Source organism: Buchnera aphidicola (Aphis nerii) (genome assembly GCF_005083105.1).
GTDB lineage: Bacteria > Pseudomonadota > Gammaproteobacteria > Enterobacterales > Enterobacteriaceae > Buchnera > Buchnera aphidicola_AS.
This window is the reverse complement of the sequence record NZ_CP034885.1, coordinates 455,725-476,421: the sequence shown is the minus strand read 5'-3', so window position 1 is coordinate 476,421 and position 20,697 is coordinate 455,725. Positions and strand designations below refer to the sequence as shown.

General features: G+C 24.0%; 16 protein-coding genes and 1 pseudogene. 7 read left to right on the top strand and 10 right to left on the bottom strand.

What is annotated here, in order from left to right; all coding sequences use genetic code 11:
* Positions 1-64: 64 nt before the first annotated feature.
* The 7 genes and pseudogenes from ybeY to prfB form a co-directional block, all read right to left on the bottom strand.
* Positions 65-379 carry an rRNA maturation RNase YbeY gene (gene ybeY / locus D9V64_RS02250; RefSeq protein WP_261979810.1) on the bottom strand — a complete coding sequence of 105 codons (315 nt, stop codon included), beginning with the start codon at positions 377-379 and terminating at the stop codon, positions 65-67.
* Between the two features lie 162 nt (positions 380-541).
* Entirely contained in the window at positions 542-1,861 is a 1,320-nt protein-coding gene (gene miaB, locus D9V64_RS02245; protein ID WP_158366888.1) for a tRNA (N6-isopentenyl adenosine(37)-C2)-methylthiotransferase MiaB, read from the bottom strand.
* Positions 1,862-1,938: 77 nt separating this feature from the next.
* Positions 1,939-2,733 (bottom strand): thymidylate synthase, encoded by a 795-nt coding sequence (gene thyA / locus D9V64_RS02240; protein ID WP_158366886.1) that lies wholly within the window; start codon positions 2,731-2,733, stop codon positions 1,939-1,941.
* 6 nt (positions 2,734-2,739) lie between these two features.
* Positions 2,740-3,583 (bottom strand): annotated as a pseudogene (gene lgt, locus D9V64_RS02235) (prolipoprotein diacylglyceryl transferase).
* Positions 3,584-3,627: 44 nt separating this feature from the next.
* Positions 3,628-4,875: a diaminopimelate decarboxylase gene (gene lysA, locus D9V64_RS02230; RefSeq protein WP_158366884.1), complete on the bottom strand. Its 1,248-nt coding sequence runs from the start codon at positions 4,873-4,875 to the stop codon at positions 3,628-3,630.
* Between the two features lie 54 nt (positions 4,876-4,929).
* A complete protein-coding gene (gene lysS, locus D9V64_RS02225) occupies positions 4,930-6,438 on the bottom strand; it encodes a lysine--tRNA ligase (RefSeq protein ID WP_158366882.1) in 1,509 nt (502 codons plus the stop codon).
* Between the two features lie 8 nt (positions 6,439-6,446).
* A protein-coding gene (gene prfB, locus D9V64_RS02220) for a peptide chain release factor 2 (protein WP_187308561.1) occupies positions 6,447-7,545 on the bottom strand; the annotation gives its coding sequence in 2 pieces (ribosomal slippage) (positions 6,447-7,469 and positions 7,471-7,545; 1,098 coding nt in all).
* A gap of 148 nt (positions 7,546-7,693) precedes the next feature.
* Between prfB and ygfZ the strand changes: the two genes are divergently transcribed.
* Both ygfZ and gmk read left to right on the top strand, forming a co-directional pair.
* Positions 7,694-8,653 carry a tRNA-modifying protein YgfZ gene (gene ygfZ, locus D9V64_RS02215; protein ID WP_158366880.1) on the top strand — a complete coding sequence of 320 codons (960 nt, stop codon included), beginning with the start codon at positions 7,694-7,696 and terminating at the stop codon, positions 8,651-8,653.
* 105 nt (positions 8,654-8,758) lie between these two features.
* Entirely contained in the window at positions 8,759-9,382 is a 624-nt protein-coding gene (gene gmk / locus D9V64_RS02210) for a guanylate kinase (RefSeq protein ID WP_158366878.1), read from the top strand.
* A gap of 138 nt (positions 9,383-9,520) precedes the next feature.
* On the opposite strand, the gene typA is transcribed toward gmk, so the two are convergent.
* Positions 9,521-11,350, bottom strand: coding sequence for a translational GTPase TypA (typA, locus tag D9V64_RS02205; RefSeq protein WP_158366876.1), 1,830 nt, complete (start codon positions 11,348-11,350; stop codon positions 9,521-9,523).
* A gap of 174 nt (positions 11,351-11,524) precedes the next feature.
* On the opposite strand from typA, the gene yihA reads away from it, so the two are divergent.
* Positions 11,525-12,130: a ribosome biogenesis GTP-binding protein YihA/YsxC gene (yihA, locus tag D9V64_RS02200; protein ID WP_158366874.1), complete on the top strand. Its 606-nt coding sequence runs from the start codon at positions 11,525-11,527 to the stop codon at positions 12,128-12,130.
* A gap of 4 nt (positions 12,131-12,134) precedes the next feature.
* Here the strand turns inward: yihA and D9V64_RS02195 are convergent, their stop codons facing one another.
* Together D9V64_RS02195 and D9V64_RS02190 are read right to left on the bottom strand one after the other, a co-directional pair.
* Complete coding sequence (locus tag D9V64_RS02195) at positions 12,135-13,007, bottom strand: 5'-3' exonuclease (protein ID WP_158366872.1); 873 nt, start codon at positions 13,005-13,007, stop codon at positions 12,135-12,137.
* A gap of 49 nt (positions 13,008-13,056) precedes the next feature.
* Positions 13,057-13,686, bottom strand: a complete 630-nt coding sequence (locus D9V64_RS02190) for a DsbA family protein (protein ID WP_158366870.1) — start codon at positions 13,684-13,686, stop codon at positions 13,057-13,059.
* A gap of 160 nt (positions 13,687-13,846) precedes the next feature.
* On the opposite strand from D9V64_RS02190, the gene mutS reads away from it, so the two are divergent.
* The 4 genes from mutS to D9V64_RS02170 all read left to right on the top strand — a co-directional run bounded on the left by mutS (position 13,847) and on the right by D9V64_RS02170 (position 20,649).
* Positions 13,847-16,261 (top strand): DNA mismatch repair protein MutS, encoded by a 2,415-nt coding sequence (gene mutS / locus D9V64_RS02185; protein ID WP_158366868.1) that lies wholly within the window; start codon positions 13,847-13,849, stop codon positions 16,259-16,261.
* A 123-nt stretch (positions 16,262-16,384) separates the two neighbouring features.
* Entirely contained in the window at positions 16,385-18,196 is a 1,812-nt protein-coding gene (locus D9V64_RS02180; protein ID WP_158366866.1) for an assimilatory sulfite reductase (NADPH) flavoprotein subunit, read from the top strand.
* Positions 18,196-19,899 carry an assimilatory sulfite reductase (NADPH) hemoprotein subunit gene (gene cysI / locus D9V64_RS02175; protein ID WP_158366864.1) on the top strand — a complete coding sequence of 568 codons (1,704 nt, stop codon included), beginning with the start codon at positions 18,196-18,198 and terminating at the stop codon, positions 19,897-19,899. Before D9V64_RS02180 ends, cysI begins: the two co-directional genes overlap by 1 nt.
* 12 nt (positions 19,900-19,911) lie before the next feature.
* Positions 19,912-20,649 (top strand): phosphoadenylyl-sulfate reductase, encoded by a 738-nt coding sequence (locus D9V64_RS02170; protein WP_158366862.1) that lies wholly within the window; start codon positions 19,912-19,914, stop codon positions 20,647-20,649.
* Positions 20,650-20,697 lie beyond the last annotated feature (48 nt).

The following is a 20,697-nucleotide window of genomic DNA, read 5'->3' as shown; positions in this document are numbered from 1 at the left end:
TTAAAATATATTTTATTATTCTATGTTATAAAATCTTAGGTTAAAATAATTTTATGAATAATTGTTAGTTTTTAAAAAAATATGGTTCTCTATAATTTAGAGATAGCATGATGTTATTTTCTATGTTCTCCATAATTTTTTGTTCAATAAAATTTTTATGATCATATCCTATTAAATGAAGTGTTCCATGTATAATCATATGTGCCCAACGAGATTCTAATGTTTTATTATATTTTATAGATTCTTTTTCTATAATTTTCTTACATAAAACTAAATCCCCTAATAATTTTATATTTTTTTCTATAAAAATATTTGATTTAAATGATAAAATATTTGTTGAATAATTTTTTCCTCTGTACTTTAAATTTAAATTTTTTATTTCTGTTTCATCTACAATTCTAATTGTAATAATTTTAGTGTTTTTTTTTATTTAAAACTCTTCCTATCCATTTCTTAAACATGTTTTTTGATGGTATTTTTTCTTTATTATTGCAATTTATTTGTATGTTTAAAATAAAGCAATCTTTTATATTCATATTTTTTATAATAATGTACCTTTTAAATTATGAGTATGTACTTTATTGATTTTAACTTGTGCAAATTTTCCAATTATTTTTGATGATCCATAAAAATTTACAATTCTATTATTTTCTGTTTTTCCATAAAGCTCCATAGGGTTGTTTTTTGATATACCTTCTACTAAAACGGATTGTATACTTCCTAACATTCTTCTACTCCAAGACATCGTTTGTTTATTAATATAATTTTGCAATATATATAAACGTTCTTTTTTTTCTTTAAGATTAATTTCATCTTTCATTTCTGAAGCGGGGGTTCCTGGTCTACTTGAATATATAAAACTATAGCTCATATCAAAATTTATTTTTTTTATAAAATTTATAGTTTGTTGAAAATCCTCTTTTGATTCACCTGGAAAACCTACAATAAAATCAGAACTAATTTGAATATTTGGACGTGCTTCAATAAGTTTTTCAATAATTTTTTCATATTTTTCTGTAGTATATGATCGTTTCATTAATTTTAATATTTTATTAGATCCACTTTGTACAGGCAGATGTAAAAAACTAACTAATTTAGGGGTATCTTTATATACTTCAATAATATCGTCAGTAAATTCAAGTGGATTACTTGTAGTAAAACGAATTCTATCAATACCATCGATTTCTGAAATTAATCTTAATAATTCAGAAAAAAAACAAGTTTTTCCATTAAAAGTTGGTCCTTGATATGCGTTTACATTTTGACCTAATAAATTTACTTCCCTAATACCATTTTCAGCTAAATTTGAAATTTCAAATAAAATATCATCAGATGGCCTACTAATTTCTTTACCTCTTGTGTATGGAACTATACAAAATGTACAGTATTTATTACATCCTTCCATTATTGAAACAGATGCTGTATATCCTTTTTTCTGAACTGGCAAAGAACAATTGAATTTATCTAATTCTGGGAAGCTAATATCAATTAAAAATTTACGTTTTTTTTCTATTTCAGAAATCATTTTAGGCAATTTATGTAAACTTTGAGTGCCAAATATAATATCTACATGTTTAGATCTTTTAAAGATTTCTTCACCCTCTTGTGTTGCAACACAGCCGCCTACAGCAATTATAACATTAGGATTTTTATTTTTTAATTTTTTCCATCTACCTAATTGATGAAAAACTTTTTCTTGAGCTTTTTCTCTAATTGAACAAGTATTCAATACTAAAATATCTGCTTTTTCAGAATTTGTAGTCATTGAATACTGTCCTGTTTTTTCTAAATATTTTGCTATCATTGATGAATCATACTCATTCATTTGACAGCCCCAAGTTTTAATGTATGTTTGTTTCATTTGTTTAATTGTATTAATCCTAGTTATTATTCAAATAATATTTGATTTAAATAGAAAAACTAATTTTTTAAAAAATTTTATATAGATATTTTTCCGTGAATTGAAGGATATGGATTATAATTAATAATTTTAAAATCTTCAAAAGAATAATTAAATAAAGAATTAGGTTTATTTGATATTATTAATTTTGGTAATTTACGAGGACTTCTAAGAAGTTGTTTGTTTGCTAATTTAATATGATTTGTATATAAATGAATATCACCACCTGTCCAGATAAATTCATCTACTTCAAAATTACATTGTTGTGCTATCATATGTATAAGAATTGCATAACTTGCTATATTAAATGGCAATCCGAGAAAAACATCACAAGAACGTTGATATAATTGACAACTTAATCGATTTTTAAAGACATAAAACTGAAATAATAGATGACAAGGAGGTAAGGACATTTCATTCAACTCTCCAACATTCCAACTAGATACTAATATTCTACGAGAATCTGGATCTTGTTTTAGTTGATTTATTATATTTTTCATTTGATCAATTTTTTTACCATCTGATGCATTCCAGCTTCTCCATTGTTTGCCATAAATAGGTCCTAAATTTCCAAATTTATCTGCCCAATTATCCCAAATAAATATTTTATTTTCATTAAGATATTTAATATTGGTTTCTCCTTGAAGAAACCACAAAAGTTCGTGAATAATAGCTGGTATATAACATTTTTTGGTAGTGACAAGAGGAAAACCTTTTTTTAAATTAAATCTTATTTGATGTCCAAAAATAGATAATGTTCCTGTACCAGTTCTGTCTTTTTTAGGTTTTCCATGTTTAATTACTTTTTGTATTAATTGTAAGTATTTTTTCATAACTTCTCAAAATTTATTTTTTTTATAAAAAGAAAAAAATATAATGATGAAGCCAAATATAATCATTGGAATTGATAGTATTTGACCCATTGTAAAATATTTTTGAATATATCCAATTTGAGCATCAGGTTCTCTAAATATTTCAGCAATAATTCTGAATACCCCATAAAAAATTAAAAAAACACCACTAGTAATACCTATTGGTGTATTTTTTTTATCAAATAAATAAATGATTAAAAAAAGTAAAATACCTTCTAAAATTAATTCGTATATTTGAGAAGGATGTCTAGGTAGCGCTCCATATCTTTCTATAATTGGTTGTAATTGAGGATATTTAAATGCTAATGCTAAATCTTGATTTTTTGTATTTGGAAAAAGAAAGGCATATGGAAAGTTAGGTGCAAAACGTCCGAATAATTCTCCATTAATTAAATTTCCTAATCTACCCGCACCTAAACCAAAAGGTATAAGAGGACTTATAAAATCTGAAACAATTAACATATTGATTTTATTTTTTATAGAAATATAATACATGCTAATAATTGCTCCTATTAAACCTCCATGAAATGACATTCCACCTTCCCAAATATGAAATGAACATAGTATATGTTGTGAAAAATATGAGAAATTATAAAAAATTATATATCCTATTCTACCACCGATGCAAGAACCTAAAAAAATAGTATATAAAAATGATTCCACTTGAATTTTTTTGTTTTTTTTTTATTAATTTTTTCCCGTAAATAATAGCAAAAATAAAGCTAATAACATACATAAACCCATACCAATGTGCAGAGAAAGGACCAATAGAACAAATAATAGGATTAAATTTTGGGAAATGAATATACATATTTTTTTATTCGCTTTTACAATTAATAGTTTTTTAATATTTAATTACTCTTCTAAATTTAATAATTCTTTAATTTTTTGTCTTCTTCTAATAACTTTAAAACCATCATTTTCTATTAATATTTCTTGAATAAGTGGTCTAGTATTATAATTAGATGACATTGATGAACCATATGCGCCTGTATCATGAAAAATTAAGTAATCTTCTATTTTTATATGTGGTAATTTTCTGGTTTGTATATTTCCTCCTTCTTCTTGGGTAAATATATCCCCTGATTCACATAGTGGTCCTGCTACTACTGTGTCAATTGTTTCATTAATTTCAACTTTTCTATCATCTTTAGGTATTACAGATATATGATGATAACTTCCATACATCGTAGGTCTCATTAAATCATTGAAACCAGCATCTACAAGAACAAAATTTTTATTACCCATTTTTTTAACGGCTCTGACTTGAGCAACTAATATCCCAGATTCTGCTACTAAGAATCTACCTGGTTCAATTTCTAATTGAATTTTTTTATTTAAAAATTTTGAAATTTTTTTTCTTGCTTCATTCCACAAAGTATAATATTTAATTGTATCAATAGGTTTTTCATTGGATTGATAAGGTATTGGAAGTCCACCACCTGCTGAAATAAATTGTATTTTTTCATTTATTTGTACTACACTTTCTACCATAGCTTGACAAACTTTTTTTAAATGTTTATAGTTTACACCTGAACCAATATGCATGTGTAAACCAATTAGTTTTAATTTATGTCTTTTTATAATAGGTATTGCTAGATTAGGATCCCAAATACCGTGTTTACTATTTTCCCCACCAGTATTTGTTTTTTTACTATGTCCATAACCAAATTTAGGATTAATTCTTAACCAAACACGATGACCTGGAGAGTTTTCTCCTAATTGTGTTAACATATCTAATGATCCGGCATTAACTGGAATATTATATTCAATGACTTTATATAATGTTTCTTGATCGAATAAATCTGCAGTGAAAATAATTTCATTACTATTTTTTTTAAAACCAGCCAATAAAGCTCGTTCTATTTCTCCTAATGATACAGCATCCACTTTTAAATTATTTTTTCTCATTAGTCGTAAAATATGAGTATTAGAACAAGCTTTTTGAGCATATCTAATAATATCAAATTTTTCTAATAATCGAATTTTATTTCGAATGATGTTTGCATCATACACCCAAAATGGAGATTGATATTTTTTAATGAGTAATTTAATATTTTTAAGATTCAAATTACTTTTAGTTGTATTAATTGATTTAAGCATTCTATATTCCATTCTGTGTAGTTTATAATGAAATTATATTTAAAAATATGATTTTTATTTTAAAGATGGACGTAAAGTTGGAAATAAAATTACTTCTCTAATGCTTTTTTGATTAGTTAATATCATAATTAAACGATCAATTCCAATTCCCAATCCAGAAGTAGGAGGTAATCCATATTTTAGTGCCTCTATATAATCTGAATCATAAAATATATTTTTATCTTTTTCTTTTTCTGTCGTATTTATTTGTTCTAAAAATCTATTTTTTTGATCTTTTGCATCATTTAACTCAGAAAATCCATTACCTATTTCATATCCTGCAATAAATAATTCAAATCTATCAGTAAATTCAGGATTAATATTATTACGTCTAGCTAGCGGAGAAACTTCTACTGGATATTCTGTAATGAACGTTGGTTGTATTAAATTTTTTTCCACTGTTTTTTCAAAAATTTCGTTAATTATTTTACCGATTTTCCACTCTTTATTTATTTCTATACCAATATTATTTCCAATTTTTTGTAGAGATTTTAAATTTTTTAAATCAGATAAACAAATATTAGAATTAAATTTTAAAATAGCTTCTTTCATGGTTAACTGAGAAAATGAATTTTTAAAATTTAGATCATATGTTTTATACTGGATGATATTGCTATTAAATAGACAACTTATTATATTTTTTAACAATTTTTCTGTAAATTTCATCATATATTGATAATCAGAATAAGCAACATATGCTTCCATCATAGTAAATTCTGGATTATGTCGTGCAGAGACGCCTTCATTTCTAAAATTTCGATTTAATTCGAAAATACGTTCAAATCCTCCAATAATTAATTTTTTTAAGTATAGTTCAGGTGCTATTCGTAAGTACATTTTTTTACTAATTTCATTATGATAGGTTTCAAAAGGTCGTGCAGAAGCACCACCAGGAATGTTGTGTAACATAGGTGTTTCTACTTCTATAAAATGATTTTCTATCATAAATTTTCGAATTAATTGAATAATATTTGCTCGATTTTTAAAAATTTTAAAAAGTTGATTGTTACTAATTAAATCTAAATATCTTTGTCTATAACGTTTTTCTTGGTTAGATAAACCGTGAAATTTATCAGGTAAAGCTCTTAAAGATTTAGTAAGTATTATAATTTTTTGAGCATAAATAGATAATTCATTTGTTTTCGTTTTGAATAAATAACCATGTACACCTAAAATATCTCCAATATCCCATTTTTTAAAATTATCATAATAAAATTTAGATGTAATTGATTTTTCTGTTATATATACTTGTATTTTACCTTCTATATCTTGAAGTATAAAAAAAGAAGCTTTACCCATAATCCTTCTTTGTATCATACGACCAGCAACAGAAATTTGGATATTTTGTATTTTGAGTTCATTATTTGTTTTATTTCCATATAATTTATGAATTTTCATAGAACTTATAGTTTTTTTAAAATTATTTGGAAAATCAAACCCATTTTTTTTCATATTTGCTAATTTTTCTTTTCTTATTTTATTTTCGTTACTCATATTTATAGGTGTATTTTTTTCTTTAAACATTTTAACCTCTATAATCCTAATATTAAACTTTGTTCAATAAAATCATCTAAATCACCATTCAATATTGATTGAATATCATGTTTTTCTATTCCAGTTCTAAGATCTTTAATTTTTGAATGATCTAATATATAAGAACGTATTTGATTTCCCCAGCTGATATCTAATTTATTATTCTCTATTTTTTTTTGTTCTTTTCGTTTTTTTTGAATTTGCAATTCATATAATTTTGATTTCATTTGTTTAATTGCTTGTTCTTTATTTTTATGTTGAGATCTATTGCTTTGACACTGTGTAACAAGATTAGTAGGAATATGAGTAATTCGAACTGCGGATTCTGTTCTATTTACATGTTGTCCGCCCGCACCAGAAGCTCTATATACATCTATTCTTAAATCAGATAAAGAAATTTCAATGTTTATTTTTTCTTCTATATCTGGATATATAAAAACTGAACTAAATGAAGTATGTCTTCTATTTCCTGAATCAAATGGACTTTTTCTAATAAGGCGATGAATTCCAGTTTCAGTTCTTAACCATCCGAAAGCATATTCCCCAAATACTTGAATTGTAGCAGATTTAATGCCTACTATTTCACCGATAGACTCTTCAATAATTTCGGTTTTAAATCCTTTTTTATCGCACCATTTTAAATACATTTTTAATAATATTTTTGACCAATCTTGCGCTTCTGTTCCACCAGATCCAGATTGTATATCAATATAACAATTACAATTGTCATGTTTTTTAGAAAACATGCGATAAAATTCAAGTTTTTTAATTTTTTCTTCTATTTTTTCAATTTCTATAATAATATCTTTTATGATTGTGTAATCTTTTGTTTCTTGAGCTAATTCTATAAAAATGGATGTTTCTTCTATTTTTTTTTCAATTTTTTCAATTTTTTCAACTATCATGTTTAATGAGTTTTTTTCTTTATTTAATTGATATATAGATTGTTTTGTTTTCCATGTTTCAGGTGTTAACAATTCTAAATTTATTTCTAAAATTCTTAATTTTTTTGTGTTGTAGTCAAAGATACCTCTTCAAATCATTTTTTCGATGATTTAATGTTTTAATTTGATTACTAATTATATTAATATCTATCATAATTTTATTATTCTTCTAAAAATTTATTATACATAATAATTTATAAAAATTTTTTAACTTTATAGTTAATTTACTTTTTATTATATATTTAATTATACAAATGTATTTGTTTTTGCTTAATATATTTTACCTATGTTTGGGAGAAACAATGTCATCATTTAGTTTTCCAAAAAATACTATTTATAAATCAAATCAATTACCTTTAACATTAATTTCTCTTGAAAAATGGACTGTTATTTATATAGAAGGTTCGGATAGTAAAAAATTTCTCCAAAATCAATTAACAATTGATATGAATGAACTAAGAAAAAAACAATATAAAATCGGTGCTTATTGTAATTTAAATGGAAAAGTATATAGTACTATGTTGATATTACATTATAGAAAAGGCTATGCTTGTATTATAAGAAGAAGCTTATGTGATTTACAAATTCAAGAATTTAAAAAATATGCTATTTTTTTAAAAATTAAAATATATCAATTAGATAATGTTTTTTTATTAGGATTATCTGGAAAAGATTGTAAATTGTTTTTATCAAATCAATTTTCAGATATAGAATACAATAATAATTTGGTTATTTCTAAGGATGAAACAACTATACTTCGTCTATTAAATCCATGTGAACGATTTTTATTAATTTTATCTTTAAAAAATTTTTTATTATTAAAACAAAAAATTAATGAAAAAATTTTATTTAACAATAGTAAGCAGTGGATTTCACTCGATATTGAAGCAGGATATCCAATCATCGGAAAAACCATGTCTCAAAAATTTTTGCCTCAATCTCTTAATTTAGTCCAACTCCAAGCTATAAGCTTTAATAAAGGATGTTATTATGGACAAGAAATAATAACTCGTGTTTTTTATAAAAATTTAAATAAACATGGATTATATTTATTATCAAGTAAAGGAGAAATTAACCCTAAAATTGGTTCAATTATCGAAACAAAAGAATTAGCAAAATGGTTTCGAATTGGTTTTTTATTATCTATAGTTCATGTTTTTTCTGACGAAATTTGGATACAAGCAGTGCTAAATCAATCTATAAATATTCAAAATATTTTTAGAGTTAGTGGATTTGAAAATATTTTTTTAATTCAATCTTAGTACTGTTTAAATATTTTATTTTATAAAAATTTTATAATCTATATAATATTTTTTATATTTATAAAATCACTTATTAAAAATTTAGAATATACTTTTTAAAATATCATGTCACAAGGTATTCTTTTTATTATTTCAGCACCTAGCGGAACAGGAAAATCAACTTTAATTAAAGGATTATTAGAAACTAAATGTTTGTGTAATATTCAAGTTTCTATATCTCATACTACTAGAATTATGAGACCCGGTGAATCTCATGGAAAGCATTATTATTTTATATCTAAAAAAGAATTTAGAGTCATGATTGAACAAAAGTCTTTTTTAGAATATGCGAAAGTTTTTAATAATTACTATGGAACTTCACGTGAATTTATTGAAAAAATGTTACTATCTGGAATAGATGTTTTTCTTGATATTGATTGGCAAGGAGCTAATCAAATTAGATATAAAATACCTAATGTAAAAAGTATTTTTTTATTACCTCCATCTAAAGATGTATTATATAAAAGATTAAGGGAAAGAGGTCAAGATAGTGACATAGTAATTTCAAAAAGAATGGAAAAAGCTGTAGATGAGATGGCTCATTATTCAGAATATGATTATTTAATTATTAATGATAATTTTGAAAAAGCTATAAATGATCTGAAAACTATTATTATTGCCGAACATTTATGTTTATTTCATCAAAAGAAAAAACATAACATTTTAATTTCTCAATTATTGAATAGTTAATTTTATAAAATATAAATTATTTAAAAAAATAGTTTTTTTAATTTATATAAACATATTTTTCATTTTAAAATTATTTATATAATTCTATTGATAAAATAGAATTATATAATTAATAAAAATTTATAAGATTTAATGTTTTTAATTAATTAAATTGTTTTTATTACGATTTATTTTTTTACGTTCGTTTTCTTTTAAATATCGTTTTCGTAAACGTATTGAATTAGGGGTTATTTCAACTAATTCATCATCATTTATAAAAGACAATGCTTCTTCTAGAGTAAATTTTTTATAAGTTGTTAAAACTATAGCTTCATCTGTACCTGAAGCTCTCATATTAGTTAGTTTTTTACCTGTCAAACAGTTTACAGTTAAATCGTTAGATCGATTGTGTAGTCCTATTATTTGTCCTTCATATACTTCACAACCATGTCCTAAAAATAATTTACCTCTTTCTTGTAAATTAAATAAAGCAAATCCTACAGCTATTCCATTTCCGTTGGAAATTAAAACACCGTTTTTTCGTTGTCCAATTTCATTTGCTTGATTTTTTTCATAATGACTAAAAGATGTACAATATATCCCTGTTCCTGAAGTAATATTCATAAATTCTGAACGAAATCCTATGAGTGCTCGACTTGATAAAATATATTCGAGACGTACTCTTTTATTTTCATCTACAATCATATTTTTTAATTCACCTTTTCTTTCTCCTATAAATTGCATAATATTACCTTGATGTTTTTCCTCAATATCTAAGTGTAAATATTCAAAAGGTTCTTTTATAACACCATTAGTTTCTTTAAAAATTATTTTTGGACGAGATACTTCTAATTCAAATCCCTCACGACGCATATTTTCGATAAGTATAGATAGATGTAATTCGCCTCGTCCGCAGACAGAAAAAATATTAGCATCTTTTGTTTCTTTTATTTGCAAAGCAACATTATGCATAGTTTCTTTTTTTAATCGTTCTAATATTTGACGTGATGTAATATATTTTCCTTCTCTTCCAGAGAAAGGGGAGGTATTAACTGAAAAAAACATATTTACGGTAGGTTGATCAATATTTAACCTTGGAAGAGGTTTTAAATTTTCTGGATGACAAATCGTATCGGAAATATTTAATTTGTTAATACCTGTAATAGCTATTATATCACCAGCTTCTCCTTTATCTACTTCTATTCGTTGTATTCCGAAATAATTTAGTACTTTATTAATTTTTCCATTTATATGATTACCTAGGCAATCAATAACAGTAACTAATTCATTATTTTTTATACATCCTTGTTTGACTCTACCAACTCCTATTAAACCTAAATAATTATCATAATCAAGTTGTGAAATCTGCATTTGAAATTTTTCATTCGGATTTACATTAGGAGCAGGTACATATTTAATAATGGTTTCATATAATGGTGTCATATTTTTTTCTAATTTAAGATAATTAACACCAGAAGTTCCAAATATTGCAGATGTATATATAATAGGAAAATCTAGTTGCGTATCATTAGCATCAAGATTAATAAATAAATCAAGTATTTGATCTACAACCCAATCAGGACGAGCGTTTTTTCGATCAATTTTATTAATAACTACAATAGGATTTAATCCATATTTAAATGCTTTTTTAGTAACAAATCGTGTTTGTGGCATAGGCCCATCTAAAGCATCGACTACTAATAAAACAGAATCAACCATTGACATTACTCGTTCTACTTCACCACCAAAATCAGCATGACCAGGAGTATCTACAATATTTATTTTATATTGTTTCCATTTAATAGAAGTGTTTTTAGATAATATTGTAATTCCTCTTTCTTTTTCTAACTCGTTAGAATCCATGATCCGTTCAGTTTTTTCTTCATGTTTCTTAAAAGTACCAGATTGTTGTAAAAGTTGATCAACCAAGGTAGTTTTTCCATGATCAACATGTGCTACAATAGCAATATTTCTTATATTTTGATGCATTTTTTTACCTTTAAAATTTCATTTTTTAGAATATGAATATATAATTTAGGCGTTTTAATAAAATTTTAAATAAAATTTTAAAAATTATTATCTAAATAATATTAAGTAACAAAAAATGTATTTTTAATTAAAGTATTTTAAATAAATTTTAATTTTAAAAATTAAGGTTAAATTTTGAATATTATAAATTATAACAAAACTTGTTTTTTAAAAAGTGTTTCTCAAATTTCTGACATAAATATTGAATATGGAGTTGAAATTGCTTTTATTGGATATTCTAATTCAGGAAAATCTAGTGCTATTAATTCTTTAACAAACCAAAAAAAATTAGCCAGATCTAGTAAAACACCAGGTCGTACTCAGTTGATCAATTTTTTTGAAGTAGTTAATAATTTTAGAATAGTCGATCTTCCTGGTTACGGATATGCTAAATGTCCAATATCAATAAAATTAAAATGGGAGAAGTTAATAGACAGTTATTTAAAAAAAAGAAAACCTTTAAAAGGTTTAGTTTTTTTAATGGATATTAGAAATCCTTTAAAATTTTATGATAAACATATTATTAATATAGCTTTAGAAAAAAATATACCTATTTTGATACTGTTAACTAAATGTGATAAGCTTACATCAAGCCAGCAAAAAATTCAATTTCAAATTGTCCATAAAAAATTAAAGTTTTTTTTAAAAGAATTTCATATACAACTGTTTTCATCATTTAAAAAAATTGGCATTAAAAAATTACAATCTCAATTAAATATTTGGTATAAAGAATATGGATAATTTTTTATATTTTTTTTTGTTGGATATTGTATATCTCAATCATATTAGATATTTTTTTTAAACATATTTTTTGTAAAATAATGTCATTAGAATTTATATGTATAGGAATGTCTAATTTAATTCTAGCTAATTCATATGAAAGAAAAGCATCATTTTTATAAATTTTTAATTGATTTGAAATGTTTATAGCATTTCTAAAAGATAAAAATTGTATTTTTTCAATATTGTTATAAATGTTTTGAATATTTGAAAATTTTTGTAATAAAAATAATGCGGTTTTTATTCCTATTTTTGGGATTCCTGGAATATTATCTGATTTATCACCCATGAGCGCTAAAAGATCAATAAATTCTTGAGGATAAATACCATATTTTTCGTGTATTTTTTTGGGAGTTATAATTTCATTTTTACTTATATTTAATATATTAATATTATTAGTTAATAGTTGTATCATATCTTTATCATGACTTACAATTAGAACCTTTTCTCCAGACTTTTCTAATTTATGAGCAAAACTCCCGATGATATCATCCGCTTCTATTCCAGGAATACTTAATGTTTTAATCCCAATTTCTTTTAATATATGAAATAGGGGTTTTATTTGAATATAAAGCGCATTAGGCATTTTAGGTCTATTGTTTTTATACGCAGCAAATATTTTATTTCTAAATGTTTTTTTAGATGAATCAAATATAACGATAATTTTACTTGAATTATAATATTTCATTAAAATATTTTTTATTGTTTTTAATATGCCATATATTGCTCCATATGGATTTTCTTGATCGTTTTTAAAATATTGAAATGTAAAATATGATCTATATAAATATAACGTTCCATCTATTATGATTACTGGTTTTTTTTTTATATAATACATTTGTACCTTACTAAATTATGCAAAGAATATATGAATTTTAAAAATAGTTTTATTTTTTAAATAATAAAAATTTAATTAGTTGTATGTATTTTTTTGAAAAATTTTTTTTAAATAACATTTCTAATTTAGAATATTCAATTATATATTTTCCATTTATTAACATGGTAGGAACATAATTTAATTGTACTTTTTTTATATCATTTTTATTTTTTTGAATTAACATGTGTATAACAAAGCTATTCCAAAATTGATTATATTTTTTTATGCTAATGCCTGTTTTTTCCAAGAAAATAGTTTTGATATTATCAATATTATTGATTGTATGAGTTTCTTGAATACCTTGAAAAATAGGCATTATTATTTTTTCTTCAACTCCCATTTGTTCTGCTATAATCCATGTTTTTGTTAAAATTTCTCCAAGTTCTCCTCCTAAAAAATCAACATGATAAGTTTTTATACTTATATGTTTGTCTATTTTTTTTTGTATTAAATTTCTAATATTATATATTTTTTCAAGTTTATAACAATATGGACATAAAAAAGAAAAAAATCTCATTATATTAGGGGTTTTAGAAATATGTTTATTTCTTATATTGTATTCTTTTGAGTTAGTAAATTCCAATGCTAAAGTAGTATAAGAAAAAATTATACCAAATAAAAAAATTAATATTTTTTTCATTTATGGTCCGAATTTATTTTTTTAATTTTTTAGCAAATAAATATTATTTAAAATAATGTATTAAAAAAAATATTTTTATATACTATTAAATAGTTTAACTTAATTTTTTTTTTTTAATCAAGATTGATTTTAAATAATTTTAATATTAATAAAACATAATATGACAAAAAATAATTTTATTTCTGAAAATAATAAGCATACTCCCATGATAAAACAGTATTTATCTTTAAAATCAAAATATCCTAATATGCTATTATTTTATCAGATGGGTGATTTTTATGAGTTATTTTATGATGACGCAAAACGTATTTCAAAACTTTTGCAAATTACATTAACAAAAAAAGGATATTCAAATAATAACATTATACCTATGGCTGGTATTCCTTGTCACACTGCTGAATATTATCTCTCAAAACTCATCAAACTAGGTGAATCTATTGTAATATGTGATCAAATTAAAGATAAATGTTCTAAAAATAAATTAATTGATCGAAAAGTAGTTCGGATAATTACACCAGGAACTATTACAGATGAAGCTTTTCTTGAAGATAATCAAGATAATTTTATTGGTTCAATTTGGAAAGAAAATAATAAATTTGGATATGCTATTTTAGATCTTTCTTTAGGTTTTTTTGGTGTTTCTGAGCATTTTTCTATAAATTCTTTACTTTCAGAAATTCATCGTACAAATCCTAAAGAATTACTATATCCTGATGATTTTGATGATATTCAAATAATCTCAAAAAAAATTTGTACACGTAAACGACCAAGATCTGATTTTGATTTAAACACCTCTTATAAATTATTGAATTTACAATTTAAAACTTGTAGCTTAGATGGATTTGGTATTAAAAAAAATAGTTTTATAATACGTCCAGCTGGTTGTTTATTACAATATATTAAATTAATGCATATAAATCTTTTACCACATATTCGAGAAATAAAATTTAATTATATGAAAGATGATATTGATATAAATTTTAGTACTCGAAAAAGCCTTGAAATTACTGAAAATATTTTAGGTGAAACTAATAATACTTTATTTTCTGTATTAAATAAAACAGTAACTGCTATGGGTAGTAGATTATTAAATAGATGGTTAAAAGCTCCATTAAAAAACTATAAGTTAGTTAAAAGTCGTCAAAAAATAATTGAATTACTTAAACCATACTATCAAGAAATACAAATTTTGCTTCATCAAGTCAGTGATTTAGAAAGAATATGTTCAAGATTAGCTTTACGTACTGCACTACCTAGGGATTTTATACGTCTTAGTTCTACATTGGATGTACTTCCTGATTTAAATTTAATATTAAAAAAAATAAATTGTAAATATGTTAAAAAAATACGTATTAATATTGGAAATTTTGAAAAAATAAAAATTTTGTTAAAAAAATCTATTAATTTAAAAGCACCTGCATCTATTCGTGATGGAAATGTAATAGCATCTTATTATAGTAAAGAACTTGATAATTTGCGATCTTTAAAAGAAAATTCACAGAAATATTTAAAAAATTTTGAGAGCGAAGAAAAAAAGAAGTTAATGATTGAGTCATTTAAAGTTGGTTATAATAGTATTATTGGATATTATATCCAAGTAAGCAAACGTCATACTTCATTAGTTCCAAAATGCTATATTAAAATACAAACATTAAAAAATATAGAACGTTATAATATTCCATTATTAAAGGAATATGAAAAAAAAGTGATACATGCAAGATTTCAGTCTCTAGCTTTAGAAAAAAAATTATATTTCGAATTATTTGATATTATAGAACCCTTTTTAAGTAAGCTAAAAAATAGCGCCTTAGCATTATCAGAATTAGATGTATTAACAAATTTATCTGAACGTGCCATATCTTTAAACTATGTATGTCCTAAAATGACATCTAAATATGGTATTTCTTTATTAGATAGTCGTCATCCAGTTGTAGAATATTATTCAAACAATCCATTTATAAGTAATACTGTTTTATTATCAAAAAAAAAACGAATGTTACTCATTACTGGACCCAATATGGGGGGTAAAAGTACTTATATGAGACAGATAGCTATTATTGTTATTATGGCTTGTATTGGTAGTTTTGTTCCAGCGAAGTATGCATCTATTGGACCAGTTGATAAAATTTTCACACGTATTGGAGCTGGAGATGACTTAACTAATGGATACTCAACATTTATGATGGAAATGATAGAGATCTCTAATATTTTAAATAATGCAACTTCTTTTAGTTTAGTTTTAATAGATGAATTGGGCAGAGGAACATCTACTAATGATGGATTAGCTATAGCTTGGTCATGCTCTGAATATCTTATTTCTCAAAATAAATCAATGGTTTTATTTTCAACTCATTTTATTGAACTTACAAAATTAGAATTATTTTATAAAAATATTCAAAATATTTATTTTTCTGCAGTTGAGTATAAAGGTAGTGTAGTATTTTTATATAAGTCTAAAAATGGAATATCAAAAGATAGCTATAGCATATCAGTAGCTTCATTATCTGGAATTCCAGATATCGTAATAAAAAATGCAAAATTAAAGTTAATTGAATTAAAAAAAAATAAAATATAACTTTTTTATATTAAAACTTTGATTTTTTTATTAGTTTAGTAGATATAATCTAATAATTTCTGTAAATTATATTAAATTAGTTGTATTTATTTTTAATTTAATGAAATTTAGGTATTTAGTATAATGAACAAAAAAAATCCTTTTGATTCTATGTTTCCATTAAGCCTAGAGCAAATAGATCTTTTGAAAATTTTTGAAAAAAACTGCTCAAACGTTCAATTTGCTTGGCTTTCAGGGTATTTTTGGCATTTAGCTAATCAAGATGTATCTAATAAAATCTCTCAAAATACATTATTTTTAGATAAAAAAAAAATAGAAAACAATATAATTACCATTATATCAGCTTCTCAAACTGGTAATGCACGATCACTTTCAGAACGTCTTAATAAGTATTTAAATGATAATAATCAAAAATCTTATTTAATTAATGCTTCTGATTATAATTTTAAAAAAATAAAAAATGAAAAATTTTTAATATTAATCATTTCTACTCAAGGTGAAGGTGAACCTCCTGAAGAAGCTTTATCTTTGCATAAGTTTATTATGTCTAAAAGAGCTCCTAAATTAAATGATCTTCAGTATAGTGTATTTGCATTAGGAGATAGTTCTTATGATCAATTTTGTCAAGCTGGAAAAGATTTTGATAAAAGATTTCATGAGTTAGGAGCTAAAAAATTACTTAATCGATTAGATGCTGATATTGAATATGAAAATGACTACATTAAATGGTCTAAAGAATTATTATTATTAATTAACAAATTAAATCTTTCTTTATCTCCTGCTATTTTTTTAAATAAAGAAGCTAGTTCTAATCAAATTAGTAATTATACTAAATATAATCCTGCTATAGCAACTGTGTTAAGCAATCAGAAAATTACTGGTAGGAATTCAACTAAAGATATTCGTCATATTGAATTAGATATTACAGATTTAAATATTAATTATATCCCTGGCGATGCATTAGGAGTATGGTATGAAAATAATCATGATTTAATAAAAAAAGTATTAGAATTACTATCTATTAACAAATCTGACGTAATTTATATTAAAAGCAAAAATATAAATATTTTTAATGCTTTAAAAAATCATTTTGAATTAACTAATAATACTAAAAATATTGTAAAAAAATATGCAAATATTACAAAAAATAAATTTTTAAAAAAAATTATATTAGATGATAAAGAGTTAGATAATTATGTAAAAAACACTCCATTAATTAATATGATTAATGATCATCCCAAAAAAATTTCTGCTCAAGAACTTATTAATATTCTTCGTCCTTTGACACCTCGATTATATTCTATTTCTTCATCACAAGCTGAAACTAATAATGAAATTCATATTACAGTAAGTGTGGTAAAAAGAATTGTATCCGGTCAGCTACATTTAGGTGGTGCTTCAGGATATTTATCTGAATTATTAAATATTGATGATTCAATAAAAATTTTTATAGAAAAAAATAATAATTTTAGATTACCTTCCAATACAGATAAACCAATTATTATGATTGGTTCAGGAACTGGCATAGCTCCATATCGATCTTTTATACAACAGAGAGATAATGATAAATCTGCTGGTAAAAATTGGATTTTTTTTGGAAATCCTACTTTTACAGAAGATTTTTTATATCAAATAGAGTGGCAAAAGTATTTAAAAAACAAGTTGCTTACTAAAATGACTCTAGCCTGGTCGAGAGATCAAAAAGAAAAAATATATGTACAAGATAAAATAAGAGAAAATAGCAAAGAGATATGGGATTGGATTAATAATGATGCTTATATATATGTGTGTGGAAATGCGTCTAAGATGGCAAAAGATGTCGAAAAAGCACTATTGGATGTTATTGTCGAAAATGGAAAAATGAATTTGGAAGATTCAAATGAATTTTTAGATAATTTGCGTTTAAATAAACGTTACCAAAGAGACGTATATTAATGAAAAAAAATTTTAAAAAATCATCTTTACCTCTTACTAAAGAAGAACATATTAAGAACAATAGCAATTATCTTCGTGGGACTATTGTTAATGATTTAAAGAATGAAATTACTAATGGTTTTAGCGGAGATAATTTTTCATTAATTCGATTCCATGGTATGTATCAACAGGATGATCGTGATATTCGTGTAGAACGCAATGAACAAAAATTAGAACCTCGTTATGCAATGATGTTACGTTGTAGATTACCTGGTGGAATTATCTCATCAAAACAATGGTTGAAAATTGACTCATTTGCAACCAATCACACTTTGTATAAAACTATTCGATTAACTAATCGTCAAACTTTTCAATTACATGGTATTTTAAAAAAAAATTTAAAGGATATTCATCAAATATTACATAAAATAGGTTTGGATTCTTTAGGAACTGCAAATGATGTTAATAGAAATGTACTATGTACATCTGATCCAATGGAATCTATAATTCATCAAGAATGCTATGAATGGGCTTGTAAAATTTCTAATTTTTTATTACCTCATACAAAAGCATATGCAGAGATTTGGTTAGATCAAAAAAAAATTTTTAGTACTGATCACGAACCTATACTTGGCAAAACATATTTACCAAGGAAATTTAAAACAACAGTAGTAATACCTCCTCATAATGATGTAGATTTATATGCGAATGATATGAATTTTGTCGCTATTATAGAAAAAAATAAAATAGTCGGTTTTAATGTATTAATAGGAGGAGGCTTGTCAATTACACATGGAAATAAAGAAACTTGGCCTTTTCTTGCGTTAGAATTAGGTTATATTAGTGTTGAAAAAACTTTATCTATTGCTGAATCTATAGTTGCAGTACAACGGGATTGGGGGAATCGAACTAATCGGAAAAATGCAAAAACTAGATATACTATAGAAAACGTAGGGTTAAATGTATTTAAAAAAGAAGTTGAAAAAAGATCTAATATAGTTTTTGAAGCGGTTCGTCCTTATTCATTTAATACTAGAGGTGATAAAATAGGATGGAAAAAAGATATTAATAATAATTGGAGTTTGACAATATTTGTACAGAATGGACGTATATGTGACAATAATAATCAATTTTTAAAATCAGGATTATTGAAAATTGCAACTATTCATAATGGAAATTTTAGATTAACATCTAATCAAAATATAATTATTTCAGAAATATCTAATGAAAATAAAACTAAAATTGAAAAAATAGCTTTATCTCATGGATTAATTAAAAAATCCACCAAATTACGTGAAAATTCCATGGCATGTGTTTCTTTTCCAACTTGTCCTTTAGCAATGGCAGAAGCAGAACGTATGTTACCTTTGTTTATTACTAAAGTAGAAAATATCATGTTAAAATATGGTGTAGAAAAAGAAATAATTATTTTACGTATTTCAGGATGCCCTAATGGTTGTGGGAGATCTTTATTAGCTGAAATTGGCTTAATTGGAAAATCTATAGGTAGGTATAATTTATATATAGGTGGAAATAGAATAGGTAGTAGAATTCCAAAAATATATAAAGAAAATATTACAGAAAAAGAAATTTTAGTACATTTAGAATTTTTAATAAAAAATTGGTCAATTTATCGTAAAGAAAATGAAGATTTCGGTGATTTTGTTATTAGAAAAAAAATTGTTAAAGAAGTTATCAATCCTATTCATGATTTTTGGAATTAATAGCGAGAAAAAATGTCTAATTTTGATTATAAAAATATAAATTTGTTAAATTTTGAAAAAAAAAAAGAGTTTGTATCTAAATCTAATATGTTAATGATAAAATATTCAGCAGAAGAACGTATATCCTGGGCTTTAAAAAAATTACCTAGCATACATATTATGTCATCTAGTTTTGGTATCCAGTCAACTGTATTATTACACCTTGTAGTTAAACAAAAACCTAATATTCCTATTATATTAATTGATACAGGATATTTATTTCCTCAAACTTATCATTTTATTGATAGACTACAAAAAAAAATGAATTTAAATTTAAAAATTTTTCGATCAAATATTTCTCCAGCATGGCAGGAAGCAAGATATGGAAAATTATGGGAACAAGGATTAAAAGGAATTAATTTATACAATAAAATAAACAAAATAGAACCAATGGATATTGCTTTAAAAACATTATCAGTACAAACATGGTTTGCAGGATTACGTCGTGAACAATCTAAAAGTAGAAGTAATTTGTCATATATTTCTATTCAAAAAGAAGTATTTAAAATACTTCCAATTTTAGATTGGTCAAAATATGAAGTTGATGAATATATAAAAAAAAATAAATTAGATGAGCACCCTTTATTAAAAAATGGTTATATATCTGTAGGAGATATTCATACTACTGAAAAATTTAAATCTGGTATGCTCGAAGAAGAAACACGATTTTTTGGTTTAAAACGTGAATGTGGATTGCATAATAGTAAATAATAAAAATTTTCAATATTTAATTTTATACATTAATATTTCATAAATGCT

Coding starts and splice junctions, on each gene's coding strand:
- miaB (WP_158366888.1), bottom strand. CDS start 1,861: ATGAAACAAACATACATTAAAACTTGGGGCTGTCAAATGAATGAGTAT.
- thyA (WP_158366886.1), bottom strand. CDS start 2,733: ATGAAAAAATACTTACAATTAATACAAAAAGTAATTAAACATGGAAAA.
- lysA (WP_158366884.1), bottom strand. CDS start 4,875: ATGCTTAAATCAATTAATACAACTAAAAGTAATTTGAATCTTAAAAAT.
- lysS (WP_158366882.1), bottom strand. CDS start 6,438: ATGTTTAAAGAAAAAAATACACCTATAAATATGAGTAACGAAAATAAA.
- ygfZ (WP_158366880.1), top strand. CDS start 7,694: ATGTCATCATTTAGTTTTCCAAAAAATACTATTTATAAATCAAATCAA.
- gmk (WP_158366878.1), top strand. CDS start 8,759: ATGTCACAAGGTATTCTTTTTATTATTTCAGCACCTAGCGGAACAGGA.
- typA (WP_158366876.1), bottom strand. CDS start 11,350: ATGCATCAAAATATAAGAAATATTGCTATTGTAGCACATGTTGATCAT.
- D9V64_RS02195 (WP_158366872.1), bottom strand. CDS start 13,007: ATGTATTATATAAAAAAAAAACCAGTAATCATAATAGATGGAACGTTA.
- D9V64_RS02190 (WP_158366870.1), bottom strand. CDS start 13,686: ATGAAAAAAATATTAATTTTTTTATTTGGTATAATTTTTTCTTATACT.
- mutS (WP_158366868.1), top strand. CDS start 13,847: ATGACAAAAAATAATTTTATTTCTGAAAATAATAAGCATACTCCCATG.
- D9V64_RS02180 (WP_158366866.1), top strand. CDS start 16,385: ATGAACAAAAAAAATCCTTTTGATTCTATGTTTCCATTAAGCCTAGAG.
- cysI (WP_158366864.1), top strand. CDS start 18,196: ATGAAAAAAAATTTTAAAAAATCATCTTTACCTCTTACTAAAGAAGAA.
- D9V64_RS02170 (WP_158366862.1), top strand. CDS start 19,912: ATGTCTAATTTTGATTATAAAAATATAAATTTGTTAAATTTTGAAAAA.